Source organism: Psychrobacter sp. DM4 (assembly GCF_051307035.1).
In the GTDB taxonomy this organism is placed as follows: Bacteria; Pseudomonadota; Gammaproteobacteria; order Pseudomonadales; family Moraxellaceae; genus Psychrobacter.
The window spans coordinates 730,937-749,091 of the sequence record NZ_CP195536.1; the positions used below are offsets into that span (position 1 = coordinate 730,937).

The following is an 18,155-nucleotide window of genomic DNA, read 5'->3' on the forward strand; positions in this document are numbered from 1 at the left end:
AAAGGGGTCAATTTATTAAAAAGGGCAAACTTAAGGGTCAGGCGTCACTATAGTTGGCGTTATGACGATAGGGGTTCTAGAGTTTTCTATCGCTCGTGATGCTGCCTGATTAGTGGCAGGCGCGACTTTGGGTAGTCCAATAGCGACGTATTGATCGGTAATGCGGCGCGCTAAGCTATCATACAACCAGTCACGTATTTGACTGCCTTGTTGATCATCAGTGCTGACAGAGGCCTCATTGTACTGATAACTGCGCTCCACTTGAATCGGGTTAGATAGGGTAATGGGCTGTCCGTTATGTGTGGTCTGATAGGTAACATCAGCCGTCAGCACCAAGCGAATCTCTGTTAAAACACCCACCAACTCGTAACGTCTAAAACGCACATTATTGACAGCGATGGTCGCGATTTGATTAGAAGCGTTGGTGATATCCCCTGAATTCTCAATGATGGTCATAGCGTCGACAACAGTAACGCCCAAAGCCTCTAGGCGACGAGTAAGCGGTAGCTCAAGTGGGAATGAGATGCGATTGTCTTCAATAATAATAGCAGTCTCAGGGGCTTCAAAACGCAGTGGCGCTTCATAACCGCGCAACTGAAAGCCGCAACCACTCAAACTAGCGCCAGCTCCCAGCATAGCAACCATCGGTAAGCTGGCAAGAAGTGCAGACGCTAGTTTATTTTTGCCTTTTTTTTGCATGAGCTTATATCCTTGTGTGCTATTTTGCAGGGTTATGAGCGTTCACTATTGAATCGACTACACTTAGCATTTAGCCAACGACGACAATATTGACCAGCTTATTAGGAACGACAATCTCTTTTTTGATTTGACCGGTAATGAATTTAGCAACGCTTTCAAGCTCGCGAGCTTGTACTTTTAGTGCTTCAGGATCGCTGTTAGGTGCTACATCCATTCTACCGCGTACTTTGCCATTGATTTGCACGACCATCGTGATCGTATCTTGTACTAAAGCGCTAGCATCGATAGTAGGATAATCTAGTGCTTGAGTGTCGAGCCCTAATTGCTCAAGTAAGTGCTCACCAACATGCGGCGCGTAGACCGACAACATAATAAGCAGATCAATAAGCGCTTCATGCTGTACTTGTAAGTCCTGCTCTCCAGTTACCCTAAAGCTTGCCAGCTCGTTAGAGAGCTCCATAAGGCTTGATACTGGTGTATTAAGCGCCAAGCGCTCGCCCAAATCATTGTCAATTTTGCCAATCGTTTCGTGAGTCTTACGGCGTAGACTTTTGGCCTCTTTACTCAAACTATCAACAGTTAACGTAGTATTGTTGAGCGTGTTTAGATCTAAGTTTGCAGCTGTCAGAGCTTGCATATGATCATTTGCAATGCGCCAGACTTTTTTGACGAAATTATAAGGACCTTTGAGGGCATCATCTGACCATTCAAGGGTTTGATCGGCAGGCGCGGTAAATAGCGTGTACAAGCGCACCGTGTCTGCGCCATACTGATCTATCGTGGTTTGTGGATCAACGCCGTTATTTTTTGACTTAGACATTTTCTCTATTTTACCGATGGTCACAGGCATGCCATCCGCTTTTAAAATCGCTTTGATCGGTTGACCGCGCTCGTTGTAGTCGATATCGACATCATCGGCGAAATAATACGTAGTACTGCCATCGCTATTGACACGGTTAAACGTGCCCGCAAGCACCATGCCTTGAGTCATCAGATTAGCAAAGGGCTCATCACCAGATACTAAGTTTTCGTCGCGCATGAGCTTATGAAAAAAGCGGGCATAGAGCAGATGCATAACCGCGTGTTCAACACCGCCCACATACTGATCGACGGGCAACCATTTATTCGCCGCTGACTTGTTGACCATGTTCTGCGCATCGTTCGGACTAGCAAAACGGGCATAGTACCAGCTCGATTCAACAAAAGTATCAAAGGTATCGGTCTCACGCTCAGCGGGATTACCACATTTAGGGCAGCTGGTATTGACAAACTCTGGGATGTTTTTGAGTGGATTGCCGCGACCATCAGGGACAACATCAGTCGGCAATACTACAGGCAAGTCCTGCTCTTCAACAGGCACCGTACCGCAATTCTCGCAATTGACCATTGGAATAGGGCAGCCCCAATAGCGCTGACGCGAGACGCCCCAATCACGCAAACGGTACTGAATCTTTTTGTTAGCAAGCTCTTTTGGCTCCAGTTTTGCGAGCATAGCGTCAAACGCTTGCTCAAAATTTAACCCATCAAATTCGCCTGAATTAACCAAAGTATTGCGCTCGGTATAGGCTAGATTGACATCGATGCCATCAGCTTCTGCAGCAGCCTTCAAGGTATCAAAATAGCCCTCAGGGGTATCGATGACCTGCTTAATAGGGAGATCGTATTTAACCGCAAATTCATAATCGCGCTCGTCGTGGGCAGGCACAGCCATAACCGCGCCTGAGCCATAACTCATCAAGACGTAATTGGCAACCCAAACAGGCACTTTTTCACCTGTCAATGGATGCGTCACTGTCAGCCCCGTATCCATACCGATCTTTTCGGCTTTGGCAAGATCCGCTTCGGCAACAGAGCCTTTTTTGCATAAGGCGTTGAACTGCGCGATAACTTCATCGTTTTCAGCCGCATACTGCGCTAGTGGATGCTCGGCGGCAACCGCAACATAAGTGACACCCATCAAAGTATCAGGACGGGTCGTAAACACATCTAAGGTATTGTCCTGACCTTCGATCTGATAAGGAAAATGTACCTCCATACCTGCACTACGACCGATCCAGTTGCGCTGCATGGTCAGCACTTCTGCTGGCCAGTGACCTTCTAGCTGATCTAAATCATCTAGCAACTCATCTGCATAGTTAGTAATATTAAAGTAGTACATCGGAATATCGCGCTTCTCAACAGGCGCGCCACTTCGCCAGCCTTTACCATCGATGACTTGCTCATTCGCTAGCACTGTATTGTCAACCGGATCCCAGTTGACAGTCGCAAGCTTCTTGTACACGAGGCCTTTTTTGTACAATTGCAAAAACAACCACTGCTCCCACTGATAGTACTCAGGGCTACAAGTGGCAAATTCGCGGGACCAATCAACCGACAAACCAAGTAATTTAAGCTGCGCGCGCATGCTTTCGATATTAGCAAACGTCCACTCGGCAGGTGGGGTTTTATTGGCAATCGCGGCGTTCTCAGCAGGTAAACCAAAACCGTCCCAGCCCATAGGTTGCATGACCTCGAAACCTTTTAGGCGGTAATAGCGGCTGAGTACATCAGATATCGTATAGTTACGCACATGACCCATGTGCAGCTTACCGCTAGGGTAAGGGAACATCGATAGCATATAACGGCTAGGCTTGTCGCTTGGCTCATTGCTCACCTCGAAACGCTTGTCCGTCGCCCATTTGGCCTGCTGCTGTGCTTCTATAAGCTGCGGCTGATACTGGTTGTTATCGTTATCTCTATTGTTAAGACTATCTGTAGGATTGGTATTACTTGGGTCTGCTGTCACGGCGTTGTTCATAATTGGCTCAAAGTTGTATATTTTAATAAAAATTTAGATACGCTAGAATAGCGCAAATCGCTTAAAAATGCGATGGGGCAGCGCAATAATAGACTGATCGAAAATAAGTGCCTCACTCTGTCAGTTTTGACAAAGTCTACGAAAATAAAGGAATCACAATGACTATTACTATCTACGGTATTAAATCCTGTAGCACGATGAAAAAGGCGTTTGCCAAACTCGATGAATTGAGCGTTGACTACAGTTTTCACGATTATAAAAAGCAGGGTGTAAATAAAATAGACGTACAGCACTGGGTCGATGCGCTTGGAGTAGACAAAGTGCTTAATAAGCGCGGGATGACATGGCGTAAACTAACCGATGAGCAAAAACAAGCGGCTGATGCGACAGTCGAGGATGCGATTGATCTGCTAGTCGTAAATACCAGTATGATTAAAAGGCCTATAGTAGAAGGTCAATTTGCAGGTCGTTCAGTACTGCTTTGCGGCTTTGATGAAGAAGCTTTTGATAGTGCTTTTCATCAAAACTAGTTTTCACTTAAAAAGTACAGCTTTAGGGTTTATTAATCTATAATAGTTTTATAGATTAAAGTTCGCTATTCATAAATCATAACTGACAAGGACCACACCATGAAAAAGTTACTATTGCTCTCTACGCTGGCAGCACTACCATTGATGACAATGAACGCACAAGCGGCAGAGCCCTCGACCAAAATTACTTTTGCCGATAACAGTTATTGCGGCAGCTTTACAGGTAATATCAAAAACGGTAAAGAGTTCCGTTTGTGGCTTATGGCCAATCAAAATCTGGTTATTCGCAACGTTGGGGACGATCAGATCAGCGTGGCTTACGTTACAGGACCCAATGGGCGCCTGAGTGGCGATCGTTATGACAATGAAAATTCGTATTTCACTGAGCGTAAAGGCAACCATCGTATGAAAGTATATGGCACTAGTAGTCATAGCTCAGTTGAGTTCTGTGCATATTAATTCGTTATAGCAGTAGTTGAGACCAATAAAAAAGCCCAAGCTGATAATATTAGCTTGGGCTTTTACGTTTATGCGTTTATATTTATATTAGTGGTTTAGCTCATTGCTGAATCAACTTCGCGGCTGATGAGGGTGCCGACACCTTCATTGGTAAAGATCTCAAGTAGTGTGGCATGCGGGACGCGACCATCGACAATAACAGCGCTCTTGACGCCGCTACGTACCGCATCGAGCGCGCATTGAATTTTGGGAATCATGCCGCCTGAGATGGTGCCATCATCGATAAGTGCGTCTACCTTTTTAGGCGTCAGACCCGTGACCACTTCACCATCGCGGCCTAATACACCTTTTATATTGGTTAAAAGCATCAGCTTTTCTGCTTGCAAAAACTCAGCGACTTTACCTGCGACTAGATCTGCATTGATATTATAAGTGTTGCCCTCGCTATCGACCCCAAGCGGTGCGATAACAGGGATAAAATTGGAGGATATAAGCATATTAATGACGTCTTTATTGACACTGACCACATCACCAACGAAGCCCAAATCAACAGGAACTTGCGATCCATCTTCGCCCATTTTATTCATGACTAGCTTTTTGGCTTGAATAAGGTTGGCATCTTTGCCCGTTAACCCAATAGCGCTGCCGCCATGTTTGTTGATTAGGCTGACAATAGATTTATTGACGCTACCGCCCAACACCATCTCTACGATATCCATCGTGCTCTTATCTGTCACGCGCATACCGTCGATACGCTCAGACTGACGACCGAGCTCTTTTAGTAAATTATCGACTTGTGGTCCGCCGCCATGGACGACGACAGGGTGCATACCAACGGTCTTTAGCAAGACAATATCACGAGCAAACGAGCTTTCAAGCTTGGGATCAGTCATCGCATTACCGCCGTATTTGACGACGATGAGCTTACCGACGAAGCGCTGGATATAGGGCAGCGCTGTAGTTAAAACCTCAGCAGTATTTTTGGCATCATTCAAATTTAGAGACATTATAAACTCCTAAAATGTAGTGTTAGTATCTTAAGTACAGAAATACTTTTATTAAAAAATTATTGATTATAAAACGGGTTACTCACTAAAAATGTTATTCAAAATAATTATTCAGGATCAATGGCGGCAATTTGCTCCGCTAAGTCTTGATCGATCCACTCGCAAATAGCCACGAATTGCGCTTGAATATTCTGAAGATCGGTGGTGCTATCTGCCGCAAAACGCACCGTTAGACTCTGGCTCGTATTTGATTGACGTAGTACGCCAAAACCGCGCGCAAAATCTAAACGCACCCCATCAATGCAGGTTATCTGTGTACCCTCTGGTAATAATTGCTGTGCTTGAGCGGTGGTCGCATATGGTAAACAGCAGGTATCGAGGCACTTCGTTAAAGGGTGTGAAGTGTTTTTCTCAACTTCACTATTATGATCAACAGAATGGTTATCGCTAATAGAAGTATGAACTAAACGTTGTAGATGGTGACAGTGCGTCGCCAAGCGTTTTATGATGGAGCACTCCGTCGATACCTCGGTAGCCATAGGAAGATAGTGGTCTGAGGTTATTACTATATCGGGTAGCTGGCTAGTAATATCAGTCAAACGATACAGGTCGGAGAGGTTTATCGGCGTGCCCAAAGCATCAAAAGCAGGCGACAAGGTGTGGTTGTGATCTGAGGTATAAGCGAGCCAATGGAGTAGTCGCAAGCCTGCGTACATCGCATCATCATAAGCGGTAAAATAACCGTCATTAAAGATAAAGTGCCCGGACAACTCTCCTGCAAATACAATGTGACTATCGTAAGATCTAAGTCGCTCCCGCATAAAACCACTGCCCGTTCTACTCATAACAGGCGCGGCGCCCAACGCTTCTAATAAAACAGGCAGGTGGTGTGAGCATTTGACATCGAATAACACTTGCGGCGTTCGCTCGTTGTTCGTATCAGTACGAGCATCTATATCGTTATTATTGACAGAATGGTCGCCGCTCTTATTATAATGTGCTGGTTCGATTTCATGAAGACGAGACTCTGGACGTTCAGTAATTGCTACCCTTGCCAATAAATAGAGTAGATGATCTGACATCACAACCTTTCCGCTATCATCAACGATCATCAGCCGATCGCCATCACCATCAAAAGCAAGGCCGATATCAGCTTGGTTGACAATGACCATCTGTTGTAACTCTGCTAAGCGATTGGCCTCAGTAGGGTCAGGGTTGCCCATAGGAAAACTACCGTCAGGGGTGTCGTTAATAATAATAACGCGCTGGCAAAATGTTGTGAATAGAGGCGCTGCAATGCGACTGGTTGCGCCATGCATACAATCGATAACGACAGTCATATCGAGCTTTTGCTTGAGAGACTGCTTAGCCGCTACTCTTTTGTGACCAGAGTTTTCAGGACTAGCGTTTTTTTGACTAGCGTTTTTGTGATTATACTTATGGCTATAAATGTCGGAAAATACTCGCTTAATGGTTTCGATGTAGGGTGCGGCTACGGCATCAGTAGGCAAGCTGATGACAGTAGGTGAGTTGTTTACAGGTATGTTTAAGTGAGTTAGCTCTTCTCTGGGCGCCGCGCATACTAAGTCTTGATAAAGTGCTTTGATAGCGGCCTCACTAGGAGAGGCATTCTCATACAACCACTTAATACCTAAAATGTCTCTATGAGAATGACTGGCAGTCACCATAATGCCATGACCATTATACTGCTCAGTCCAAAATGCCATCATTGGCGTGGTGATAAGGCCCAAATAGAAGACCTGAAGCCCTTGTTGTTGTAGACGTTCTGCCAGTGCTTCAGCAATACACTCGCTACCGCAGCGCACGTCAAAACCTAGGATAACGGTGGTCTCTTTTGCTCGATATTGAGAGGAAAATTCGTTAGTCGTGGCGGGTTTGTCGTGAGAATAGTTAGTAGGGTTACGAGTATATAGCCGAAAAAAAGCGTCGCCTAGTGCCTGTATAAAACCAGCGGTAAAGTACTGTTTATCGCCGCGAATGTCATAGGCACGAAACAAGGAGTGCTGCGTAGCAAAGGGCTGCATAATTACTACGTCTCCTTATTATTGTTATTGATGCCAAAAACAGCGCGAATGATCTGGTTTTATCGACGACCTGAATGACCAAAACCGCCTGCGCCGCGCACGCTGATATCAGCAAATTCAGTGACAATCTCAAAATCAGGTCGTACAACGGGCACAACAATATACTGCGCCATACGATCAGCAGGATTTAAGACAAAATCCTCATCGCTACGATTCCATATACTGACCATCAGTTCACCTTGATAGTCGGCATCGATTAATCCGACTAAGTTACCAAGTACAATACCATATTTGTGACCCAATCCTGAGCGTGGCAATATCATGCCTGCATAATTGGGATCAGCGATATAAACGGCTAGCCCTGTACCAATCAGATGCGTAGTTCCTGCTTTAATCGTCAAAGGCTCGTCTATACAGGCGCGCAGATCGATACCTGCTGAGCCATCGGTTGCGCGCGTTGGCAGTGAAAATATATTGTCTTCTATCAGTTTAGGATTCAAAACTTTGACTTGTACCGCTTGCATAACTTGCTCACTTTCTCATACATAGAGTTTATAGAATTAACACGCTGGCCAAGCCCAAAAACGACAGGAAGCCGACAATATCAGTCACTGTGGTCAGAATGACTGAAGCAGATAGCGCAGGGTCGATATCCATGCGTTTGAGCATCAAGGGAATACTGATGCCAGAGACATTGGCGGCGGTCATGTTGATAGCAATAGCACAGCCAATCACGCCACTGATTCTGATGTCATGAAACCACAATTGGGCGATAAACGCCATGATTATCGCCCATATGATACCGTTTATCGCACCCACCCACAGCTCTTTATTAAGTAGCCAAACACGGTTAGAGCCCCCGATCTGACCCATAGCCATACCACGAATGACCACGGTAAGCGTCTGTGAGCCTGCGATACCGCCCATACTCGCCACAACCGGCATAAGAATAGCTAGTGCCACCACTTGCGCCAGTACCTCTTCGAATTGTCCAATGACTGCTGCGGCTAGGAGCGCGGTACCTAAATTGATACCTAGCCATATGCTACGGCTTTTGGCGCTGGTTAAAATAGGTGCGAATAGCTCTTCGTCTTGACTGACACCCGCGAGGCTTTTCATCGTGTTATCGACATCATCTTGGATAATCTCCATGATGTCCTCACCATTTAATTGTCCGACCAGCTCGCCAAAGTCATTGATAACGGGTGCATAACGGATATCTTCTGAGCGAAAAATCGCGGCGGCATCCTGAATATCTAAACGATCATTGATGGTGACTGCTGCATCAATAAAGTCTGCAACCAGTAAGTTTTGATTGTGTTTAATGAGATCTACTAGACTCAGTAGACCTAACAGCTGCTGGCTTTGATCCACAACCAATAGCTCTTGGCTTTGATCATCAAGTAAATCCTGCTCCGCACGTAGCCAGTCCTGAACGTGCGAGAGACTAATATCATCACGGACTTGAATGATATCTGGATCCATGTAGCTGCCTACTTCCCAATCCTCATAGGTGTCCAGCTTATTGACCTGAACGCGAATGTCCTCATCCAAAGTTGCCATTACTGAGGTACGCACGGTATCGGTGACGGTCTCTAAGATCTCAGAGATGTCTTGCGCGTCAAGGTCTTGGGTGAATAGGGAGATCTCCTTTGAGGAGATGTTCTCCATCAAAGGCTGGCGCGTCTCAACCTCTAGCTCTGCTAGAACTTCGCCCTTTAACTCCTCCGGTATCTGCTGCCAAATAAGCAGACGAGTTTGAGTTGGAAAAGATTCTAATAGGTTAGCAATCTCATATTCTGATTGCTTGGCCAAAAACTCAGTGATCGCGTCATATGACTTGTCAGCGACCAACTCTTGAAGGTAAAGTAGCTTGTACTCAGCGCTATACTCTAACGGATTGTAGTCTACTGGTAGCGTGGTCTGACGATTAGGATTTGGCGTAGTCGCAGGCATAATCAATCCAATAAGTTAAAGTTATCAAAAGTAGAGGGTATGCACTAACGTTTAGCGGTTGCCTAATAACGCACGAATATTAGCCAGATACTCATCAGCAACGGCCTCTGGATCTTTGGTCGCTTTTTTCTTTTTGGCTTTGGCAGGCCAATCGAGATGATCCTCTGGTAGCTCATCCAAAAACCGTGATTCTGAGGTCACGCGCATCTGCCCGCCAGCTCGGCGCTGCGTTGCCAAGGTTAATGTCAGCTCACGACGCGCACGGGTAATGCCGACATACATCAAACGCCGCTCTTCTTCAACCGTCTCGCTCAAGATGGAGTTTCGATGCGGTAGCATCTCTTCCTCCAATCCCATGATATAAACAAAATCAAACTCCAAACCTTTAGCCGCATGCAAGGTCATTAAGTTTACTTTATTGGTATTTTCTTCTTCTTGCTGCTGTTCGAGCATATCGAGTAAAACAAGTTTGCGAATAATGGTATCAATAGTACGATCTTCGTCTTCTTCAGCGCGATTAATCAGCGATTGAATACTGGTATAGAGCATATCGATATTGTCGATACGGTTTTTTTCTTGCTGCGGGGTTTTAGCATCGCTACGCACAAAATCAATATAACCCGTCTCATCTATCATCTGACGCACGATTGGCACGGGGTCCGGGTGCTGATCAAGCTCACGAGTATAGTGCTCGATAAAGTCGCCGAACTCTTTGAGCGTGCCATAAGCTTTGCTCGGCAATACATGAGACAGACCACCATGAGTACAAGAGGCGAGTAGTGAGATACTATGCTCTTGTGAGAACAGTCCTAATTTTTCAAGGGTCGCAGGTCCCATACCGCGCTTGGGCGTATTGATAATACGCAAAAACGCACTATCATCCTCAGGGTTTAGAATCAGGCGCAAGTAGCCCATGATATCTTTGATCTCACTACGAGCAAAGAACGACTGACCGCCCGATAGCTTATAAGGTATCTGTAATTGACGCAGTTGTGCCTCTAGCATACGTGCTTGAAAGTTGCTGCGATAGAGCACCGCGTACTGCTCCCACTCATTACCAAAACGCAGTTTATGAGTGATGATTTCTTTTGCCACCCGCTCAGATTCGTCATCATCGTTACGGCAATTGATAATACGGATTTTTTCGCCTTGACCTTTATCTGACCACAGCTTTTTTTCAAATAAATGCTCGTTATTGGTAATCACCGCATTAGCAGAGGTCAAAATACGACTGGTCGAGCGATAGTTTTGCTCAAGCATAACGATTTTGAGTTTAGGGAAGTCTTCTTTGAGCAGCGCCATGTTTTCAGGTTTTGCGCCGCGCCACGCGTAGATTGACTGATCGTCATCACCCACGACGGTGAAACGCCCTTGCGGCCCGACCAGATACTTAATCATCTCGTACTGAGCAGTATTGGTATCTTGATATTCATCAACGAGCAAGTAGCGAATACGGTTTTGCCATTTATCACGCAGCTCGCGGTTTTCACGCAGGATTTTAGTCGGCAGTACGATTAAATCATCAAAATCGACCGCATTATACGCTCGCAAGTTACGCTCGTATAAAGCATAGAGAGTCGCAAAAATCATCTCTTCTGGGTCGTCCAAGGTCTCCATCGCTTTATCAGGTTCGATCAGATCATTCTTCCAGTCGGAAATCATCTTAATCGCTTTGCCCACCAGCTCACGACTTTCAGCGCCTGATAGGTTGTCACGCATCATAAGCTCCATCAGCAAACGCTTGCTGTCATCGCTGTCCATGATAGAGAAGTTACCCTTGAGCGGCGTATGCATCAGCTCATAACGCAAAAACTGTAAGCCAAACTGATGAAAGGTTGAAACCGTCAATCCACGTGTCTTTTCGCTGGGCATCAACTTGCTGACCCGCGCTTTCATCTCACGCGCCGCTTTATTAGTAAAGGTCACCGCCGTAATGCGCTCAGCGGGCATGTTGCATTCTTCGATAAGATACGCAATTTTGCGGGTAATAACCGAGGTCTTGCCTGAGCCTGCGCCTGCCAATACCAAGAGCGGCCCTGATACATAGAGCATGGCTTCTTTTTGTCTAGGATTAAGTTGACTCATATGATGACCTTCATAAAAAATGTGACAAATAGTACAAAACCAAAAAGGATAAACGCAGCTTAGCTTCAATCAGAGCAGTAGCCTATCTAAAACTACAAAATGAGCTATCCTGATGGTAACGCAAGACAAATAGTAGCAAGATATGCGCAAAATCTGGTGGGTTATTATAAAGCAAAAGAATGAGTTTTTGGGGTTTGGTCTAAAGATAGCGAGATGATATTATGCGAAAAAGAATAGTAAAATTAAGCAACATGATGTCAGTCTAGTGGGTTAACTGACGTCATGTTTTTGAGCTTTTTAGTATTGTAGACAAATTAATCGTTAAGCATTATTTAACTGGCGCGCAGCTTCTAACGCAAAATACGTCAAAATTCCATCGGCGCCTGCACGGCGAAAGCCAATGAGCGACTCTAAGATCACCGCATCAGTGAGCCAACCGTTTTGAATCGCTGCCATATGCATCGCGTATTCACCAGAGACCTGATAAGCGAAAGTTGGTACGCCAAAGGTGTTTTTGACTTCACGAATAAGATCGAGATAAGGCTGACCGGGTTTGATCATGACCATATCAGCACCTTCCGCGATATCCATTGCGACCTCGTGCAAGGCCTCCGCACGGTTACCAAAGTCCATCTGATACTGCTTCTTGTGACCGCCTTTGAGGTTGCCTGCACTACCGACGGCATCGCGGAATGGCCCATAGTAGGCAGAGGCGTATTTGGCAGAGTAGGCCATGATAGCCGTATTGGTAAAGCCTTCGCTCTCCAACCCATCACGCATAGCCTTGATACGACCGTCCATCATATCACTAGGTGAGATGATATCTGCGCCCGCACGCGCATGGACAAGGGCTTGTTTGACCAGTACCTCTACCGTTTCATCATTAACGACGTAACCGCTGTCATCAAGCAAACCATCTTGACCGTGTGACGTATAGGGATCAAGCGCCACATCCGTCATAACCACCATCTCTGGCACTGCATCCTTTACCGCCGCAACCGCACGAGCGGTTAGACCATTTTCGTCATAAGCTGCCTTGCCATCAGGCGTTTTTAGCGAGTTATCGATAACAGGAAAGATATCGATAGTCGTCACGCCTTCGGCTAACAAGGCTTTGGCGTATTCAATGGTCAAATCAATGGATAAGCGCTCAACGCCAGGCATACTAGCGACAGCTTCACGCTGATTATTACCTTCTAATACAAAGACAGGAGCAATAAAGTGCTTGGGGTGCAATTCAACTTCGCGAATCATCGCGCGCACGTTATCGTTATAACGTAAGCGGCGCAGACGCGTTTCGGGAAATTGACGGTTAAAAGTATAGGACATTAGTATTCCTTATTATTTTAAAAAGTGACAACTGTAAAAGTAAAAAAGCCCCGCCAAAGCGGCAGAGCTGATCTTATTTTCGATAACTATGACTCACTCTTGAACGAACAACTTATGGCTCACCAATTTGTGTGACTGGTACGGTTTCAACGCGACTTTCATCAATCAGTAAACCCACAGCCGCGTCAGCATCGTTGTCATTATCAATATCGACGATAGCGGTTGGTTTGAAAGTCATGTCATCCGAGCTTTCAGCTTGCTTGATGGCGATGGCGTCGGTCATGGAGACTACACGTGCTGAGCTAGCAGCGTCAATCGCCTGGGCAGCTTTGGCTTCCGCATTGTTAGTGACCAAAGTTGCGATATTGGTCAAGTTGGTGTACTGCGGCACAGGGATAGCGGTAGTAGGCACATCGAGATTAGCACCGCCGCCGAGCGCTTGATATAGCTCAATTTGACTGATTAATTTTTGCAATTCTAAATCTAAGATACCTTGCTGCGTCGAAAATAGGGAACGCTGAGCATCAAGGACATCTAGATAGTTTGAGATACCGGCCTTGAATCGTGCATTAGCGATCTCATAGGTTTGATCAAAGTTATCTTGTAAGCGGTACTGCGATGCCAACTGCTCGCCTAAAGTAGCACGCGTGGCTAGCACATCTGAGACTTCGCGAAAGGCAGTTTGAATGCTTCTCTCGTACTGAGCAAGGTTTTGCTTGCGCTCAACTTGCGCCACTTCATAATTAGCATCGAGCAGGCCACCATCAAAGATAGGTACGCTGAGATTGGGACCAAACGACCAACCAAAGGAGTCACTATCGAATAGATCACTCAAGCCATCACTACGCAGACCTACGCTACTAGCAAGGCTAATCGTTGGGAAGTAAGCGGCGCGCGCCACATCGATATTGGCACCAGAGGCCTTGAGATTATACTCTGCCTGTAAGACATCAGGGCGATAGCGGAGGAGCTCACTGGGTAGACCTGCGCTAAAGACTTGATGGGTTGTGATATTGCTGACCGCAGGCGCTGGGATCAGCTCGCCTGGTATTGGGGCGCCAAGCAAAAACTGTAGTGCGTTGCGTGAAGTTAAAATACTACTTTGCGCTCGCAGGACCGCAAGGCGTGCATTCTCAAGTGCAGCTGATGATTGCAAAGAAGGCAATTTAGGATCGATACCTGCTTTAAAGCGCGCGTCAGCAATAAACAGTGAGCGTTCACGACTCTCAACGGTCGCTTCTGCCAGTCGAAGCTGCGCTAAGCTATAACTCAAGTTAGCATAGCTTTGAGCAATGTTACTAATTAGGCTAATTTTGGTCGCGTCTTTAGCTGCTGTCGTTGCCAAAAAATTCTGTAACGCTTGATCTTTTAGGCTATCAATCCGGCCCCAAAAGTCTAGCTCATAGCTGGCAAGACCTAAGTTCACACCGTAACTGTCTGATGTTTGACGACCGCCAACACTACCACCGCCAGGCAAGCTGGTTCGAGGCGTGGCTTGGCTTTGGCGAGAGTAGTCCACTTGACCATTGATCGTGGGTAGATCACGAATATCGGTAATGCGGTACTGCGCGCGCGCACGCTCAATCGCTAGGCGTGCACTCTCAAAGTCTTTGTTATTGTCTAGCCCCAAAGCGATGAGGGCCTTTAGACGCTCGTCGCTATAAAAGTCCTGCCAGCGTTGTCCTGCTAAGCTTGGCTGCTGCGGGGTGCTGACGGTTTCTTTATCAAAGTTGCTGTACGACTCATTGATTGGAATATTAGGCTGAGCCAATACAGGAGTCGTATCTACCTTAGGTATAGTGTTGCAGGCGGCCATGCTTATTGCCAATACACTTAAGCCTAGCAGGCGAGTAGAGCGACCCACTAAGGTTTGTTTGAATGGTATACAAGCAAGCGTCAGTCTTTTGGCAGTGACTGATTTGCTGGTCGAATGAACCGTAATAAAGGGGCTAATATTCATTGTGTATTGTCTCCAAAGCTTGCTGTCTGATAACTCTCAGAGGTAACCAAAGTTTGAGTATCATCAGTTGGGGAACCGCTAGGGCCGTCTTCATTGCTATTTTCTGCATGGTTATCGTCATCTGGATCACGCGGCTTATTGTTTTCGTATTTGTGTGGAAACAAGCTACGTACCCAAATATAGAACATAGGGATAAAGAACACCCCTAAGAACGTCGCAGTAAGGACACCGCCGACGACACTCGTACCAATAGCGTTTTGACTACCAGAACCAGGACCGCTCGCAATGAACAAGGGCACAACACCTAAGCCAAAAGCGAGAGAGGTCATAATAATAGGACGCAGACGTTGACGTGCTGCGGTCATAACAGCCTCTTTAAGACTATACCCTTCTTCCTGGTGCTCTTTTGCAAATTCAATAATTAAGATAGCATTCTTGGCAGAGAGACCGACGACTGTGAGTAGACCAACCTGCAAGTAAATATCATTGGCAAAACCTCTTAGCCAAGTAAATATGACTGCGCCTAAAACCCCAAGAGGAATAACCAAAAGTACTGAGAACGGAATAGACCAGCTCTCATATAACGCGGCCAAACATAAAAAGACGACTAAGATAGATAGAGCATAGAGCATAGGGGCCTGTGCACCAGATTTTTGCTCTTCAAGTGACATGCCTGTCCACTCATAGCTCACGCCTTCAGGCAACTCACTTATCATCGCCTCCATCGCGCTCATCGCCTCGCCAGTACTGAGACCAGGTGCAGCGTTACCTTGAATATTCATAGACGGTAGGCTGTTATAGCGAGTCAAACGGGGTGAGCCTGATTGCCATTCGCTATTAGAAAACGCATCGAATGAGATCATATCACCCGTCTCATTACGCACATACCATTTACCAATATCATCAGGATTAGTACGGCTGTTAGGTTCTCCTTGTACAAAAACGCGCTTGATACGACCACGATCGATAAAGTCATTGATGTAGCTTGAACCCCAAGCCGTTGAGATGACGCTATTGATATTACCAAGCGATAAGCCGTAAGCAGCTGCCTGCTCTTGATTAATATTGACTTTGAGCTGCGGCGCATCTTCTTGTCCGTTCGGACGCACGCCTGCGACTTGCTCGTTCTGCGCAGCCATACCGAGCAGCATGTTACGAGCCTCAAGCAATCCGTCATGCCCAAGGTTGCTAGAGTCCTGAATCATTAAATCAAAACCACTGGCATTACCAAGCTCAGTAATAGCGGGAGGGACAATAGCGAATACTTGTGCTTCGTTCAATTGGGTAAAGAAATAGCCCATTGCTCGACCAGCAACAGCCTGCGCGGTATTGTCGCCGCCGCCGCGTGCCTCCCAGTCAGAAAGCCGTACAAACGCCAGTCCCATATTTTGCCCATTTCCGGCAAAACTAAAGCCTGCAATCGTAAACACAGAGGCGACATTATCGGTCTCTTGGGTATCATAATACGTTCGTACTTTTTCTAGAACGTCTTGGGTCTCATCGAGCGTGGAGCCCGCTGGGAGCTGGACTAAGGTAAACATAATACCTTGATCCTCCTCTGGCAAAAACGAGCCTGGTATACGCAAAAACACCACGACCATAACACCGATGATAGCTGCGTAGCCGATAAAATATAACCACTTAAAGCGGATACTCTTACCTACAAAACCTTCGTATTTTCGGCTAAGTGTAAAGAAACCACGGTTAAACCAACCAAAAAACCCTTTTTGCTTTTCAGTGTTGCCTTTTTCGTGGCTCTTGCTACGTTTGAGCAAAGTCACACAAAGGGCCGGAGTAAAGATAAGCGCGACCATTGCTGAGAGCACCATTGCGGTGATCAGTGTGATTGAGAACTGACGATAAATGACACCTGTTGAGCCCCCAAAGAAGGCCATCGGTACAAATACTGCGGACAAAATCAGCGCGATACCGATAACGATCTTGCTAATTTCGCCCATCGATTGAATGGTCGCGTCTTTAATAGAGATATCTGGATCTTCTTCTAAGATACGCTCGACGTTCTCTACGACGACGATGGCATCATCGACTAGTAGTCCAATGGAGAGGACCATCGCAAACATAGTCAAGACGTTGATACTAAATCCTGCGACATACAAGACCGCAAAAGTACCTAGCAGAACGACTGGAACCGCTAATGTTGGAATAATAGTCGCGCGCCAATTTTGTAAAAAGACGAACATAACGATAAACACGAGTACGATCGCTTCGATCAGCGTCATGACAACTTGTTCAATAGACAAGCGTACAAATGGTGTGGTGTCATAAGGAACAACTGAGGCCAGACCGGTTGGGAAGCTGGCTTCAAGCTGTGCCATGCGAGCGCCTACTGCTTCACGGGTTTCTAGCGCATTAGCACCACCCGCCAAAGAGATACCTAAAGCTGCGGCTTGTTGCCCATTATATTGAGAGACAACGCCATAATTCTCACTACCGATTTCAACATCGGCCACGTCACCTAAGCGGACTTGAGCGCCTGCAACGTCTGTCTTTAATAAAATATTGGCGAATTCTTCAGGGGTCTGTAGATAGCTCTGTACTGTAACCGTAGCATTAATAACTTGCTGATCAGTGTCCGCTGGCGCTTGTCCTAATTGACCTGCTGAGACCTGAGCATTTTGCGCGCGAACCGCATTGACAACATCACTTGGTACCATATTGTAGCTACGCAAGCGACTGGGATCGAGCCAGATACGCATAGCATAGGTAGAACCAAATAACTGTACCTCACCAACGCCTTCGACGCGGCTTATCGGATCGACGATATTTGAGCTGATATAATCAGCAATATCGGAGCGATCCATAGTGCCATCTTCTGAGATAAAAGCCTCTACCATCATAAAGCTACTAGAGGATTTGTTGACATTGACCCCTTGCCGCTGAACAGACTCAGGCAATGAGCTCATTGCTGATTGTAGCTTGTTCTGAACTTGCACTTGCGCGGTATCAGAATCGGTACCGTTCTCAAAGGTAAGCGTAACCGTAGCGCTGCCATTAGAAGAGCTTGATGATGATATGTACATCAGACCGTCAAGACCTTTCATGCGCTGCTCAATGATCTGCACCACTGAGTTCTCAACAGTCTGAGCGTTTGCTCCAGGGTAGCTTGCACTGACTGAAATAGTCGGCGGCGCAATACGTGGATACTGCTCAATCGGCAAGTTAATGACCGATATGACCCCAATAAGCATGACCAATATGGCCATTACCCATGCAAAAATAGGGCGATTAATAAAAAAACGTGACATAGTATATCCCTAAGTCTTCCTA

12 protein-coding genes are annotated in these 18,155 nt (G+C 46.2%); 2 read left to right on the forward strand and 10 right to left on the reverse strand.

Annotated features, from left to right (window positions below; genetic code table 11):
- Nucleotides 1-30: 30 nt before the first annotated feature.
- On the reverse strand, nucleotides 31-699 hold the full coding sequence (locus ACR64G_RS03300; RefSeq protein ID WP_435980106.1) for a hypothetical protein: 669 nt from the start codon (nucleotides 697-699) through the stop codon (nucleotides 31-33).
- Nucleotides 700-769: 70 nt separating this feature from the next.
- The gene (gene leuS, locus ACR64G_RS03305; RefSeq protein ID WP_435980107.1) at nucleotides 770-3,496 is read right to left on the reverse strand and encodes a leucine--tRNA ligase; all 2,727 of its coding nucleotides are present in this window, start codon (nucleotides 3,494-3,496) and stop codon (nucleotides 770-772) included.
- Between the two features lie 158 nt (nucleotides 3,497-3,654).
- Here leuS and ACR64G_RS03310 point away from each other — a divergent pair, with 158 nt between their 5' ends.
- Nucleotides 3,655-4,026, forward strand: coding sequence for a Spx/MgsR family RNA polymerase-binding regulatory protein (locus ACR64G_RS03310; RefSeq protein ID WP_435980108.1), 372 nt, complete (start codon nucleotides 3,655-3,657; stop codon nucleotides 4,024-4,026).
- A 99-nt stretch (nucleotides 4,027-4,125) separates the two neighbouring features.
- Entirely contained in the window at nucleotides 4,126-4,485 is a 360-nt protein-coding gene (locus ACR64G_RS03315) for a hypothetical protein (RefSeq protein WP_435980109.1), read from the forward strand.
- A gap of 95 nt (nucleotides 4,486-4,580) precedes the next feature.
- On the opposite strand, the gene argB is transcribed toward ACR64G_RS03315, so the two are convergent.
- The 8 genes from argB to ACR64G_RS03355 all read right to left on the reverse strand — a co-directional run bounded on the left by argB (nucleotide 4,581) and on the right by ACR64G_RS03355 (nucleotide 18,133).
- Nucleotides 4,581-5,492: an acetylglutamate kinase gene (gene argB, locus ACR64G_RS03320; protein ID WP_435980110.1), complete on the reverse strand. Its 912-nt coding sequence runs from the start codon at nucleotides 5,490-5,492 to the stop codon at nucleotides 4,581-4,583.
- A 107-nt stretch (nucleotides 5,493-5,599) separates the two neighbouring features.
- Nucleotides 5,600-7,537 carry a phosphomannomutase gene (locus ACR64G_RS03325; RefSeq protein WP_435980111.1) on the reverse strand — a complete coding sequence of 646 codons (1,938 nt, stop codon included), beginning with the start codon at nucleotides 7,535-7,537 and terminating at the stop codon, nucleotides 5,600-5,602.
- 59 nt (nucleotides 7,538-7,596) lie between these two features.
- Nucleotides 7,597-8,061: a dUTP diphosphatase gene (gene dut / locus ACR64G_RS03330; RefSeq protein ID WP_435980112.1), complete on the reverse strand. Its 465-nt coding sequence runs from the start codon at nucleotides 8,059-8,061 to the stop codon at nucleotides 7,597-7,599.
- A gap of 28 nt (nucleotides 8,062-8,089) precedes the next feature.
- On the reverse strand, nucleotides 8,090-9,493 hold the full coding sequence (gene mgtE, locus ACR64G_RS03335; RefSeq protein WP_435980113.1) for a magnesium transporter: 1,404 nt from the start codon (nucleotides 9,491-9,493) through the stop codon (nucleotides 8,090-8,092).
- 51 nt (nucleotides 9,494-9,544) lie between these two features.
- Nucleotides 9,545-11,578, reverse strand: a complete 2,034-nt coding sequence (locus ACR64G_RS03340; protein ID WP_435980114.1) for a UvrD-helicase domain-containing protein — start codon at nucleotides 11,576-11,578, stop codon at nucleotides 9,545-9,547.
- A 321-nt stretch (nucleotides 11,579-11,899) separates the two neighbouring features.
- Entirely contained in the window at nucleotides 11,900-12,907 is a 1,008-nt protein-coding gene (gene hemB / locus ACR64G_RS03345; protein ID WP_435980115.1) for a porphobilinogen synthase, read from the reverse strand.
- A gap of 112 nt (nucleotides 12,908-13,019) precedes the next feature.
- Nucleotides 13,020-14,867, reverse strand: a complete 1,848-nt coding sequence (locus ACR64G_RS03350; protein ID WP_435980116.1) for an efflux transporter outer membrane subunit — start codon at nucleotides 14,865-14,867, stop codon at nucleotides 13,020-13,022.
- Nucleotides 14,864-18,133: an efflux RND transporter permease subunit gene (locus ACR64G_RS03355; RefSeq protein WP_435980117.1), complete on the reverse strand. Its 3,270-nt coding sequence runs from the start codon at nucleotides 18,131-18,133 to the stop codon at nucleotides 14,864-14,866. The genes ACR64G_RS03350 and ACR64G_RS03355 overlap by 4 nt, the downstream gene beginning before the upstream one ends.
- Nucleotides 18,134-18,155 lie beyond the last annotated feature (22 nt).

What these genes read in the sequence shown, in the direction of transcription:
- ACR64G_RS03315 (WP_435980109.1), top strand. Translation starts at nt 4,126, where the DNA reads ATGAAAAAGTTACTATTGCTCTCTACGCTGGCAGCACTACCATTGATG.
- ACR64G_RS03340 (WP_435980114.1), bottom strand. Translation starts at nt 11,578, where the DNA reads ATGAGTCAACTTAATCCTAGACAAAAAGAAGCCATGCTCTATGTATCA.
- ACR64G_RS03355 (WP_435980117.1), bottom strand. Translation starts at nt 18,133, where the DNA reads ATGTCACGTTTTTTTATTAATCGCCCTATTTTTGCATGGGTAATGGCC.
- ACR64G_RS03325 (WP_435980111.1), bottom strand. Translation starts at nt 7,537, where the DNA reads ATGCAGCCCTTTGCTACGCAGCACTCCTTGTTTCGTGCCTATGACATT.
- mgtE (WP_435980113.1), bottom strand. Translation starts at nt 9,493, where the DNA reads ATGCCTGCGACTACGCCAAATCCTAATCGTCAGACCACGCTACCAGTA.
- leuS (WP_435980107.1), bottom strand. Translation starts at nt 3,496, where the DNA reads ATGAACAACGCCGTGACAGCAGACCCAAGTAATACCAATCCTACAGAT.
- ACR64G_RS03310 (WP_435980108.1), top strand. Translation starts at nt 3,655, where the DNA reads ATGACTATTACTATCTACGGTATTAAATCCTGTAGCACGATGAAAAAG.
- ACR64G_RS03300 (WP_435980106.1), bottom strand. Translation starts at nt 699, where the DNA reads ATGCAAAAAAAAGGCAAAAATAAACTAGCGTCTGCACTTCTTGCCAGC.
- argB (WP_435980110.1), bottom strand. Translation starts at nt 5,492, where the DNA reads ATGTCTCTAAATTTGAATGATGCCAAAAATACTGCTGAGGTTTTAACT.
- hemB (WP_435980115.1), bottom strand. Translation starts at nt 12,907, where the DNA reads ATGTCCTATACTTTTAACCGTCAATTTCCCGAAACGCGTCTGCGCCGC.
- dut (WP_435980112.1), bottom strand. Translation starts at nt 8,061, where the DNA reads ATGCAAGCGGTACAAGTCAAAGTTTTGAATCCTAAACTGATAGAAGAC.
- ACR64G_RS03350 (WP_435980116.1), bottom strand. Translation starts at nt 14,867, where the DNA reads ATGAATATTAGCCCCTTTATTACGGTTCATTCGACCAGCAAATCAGTC.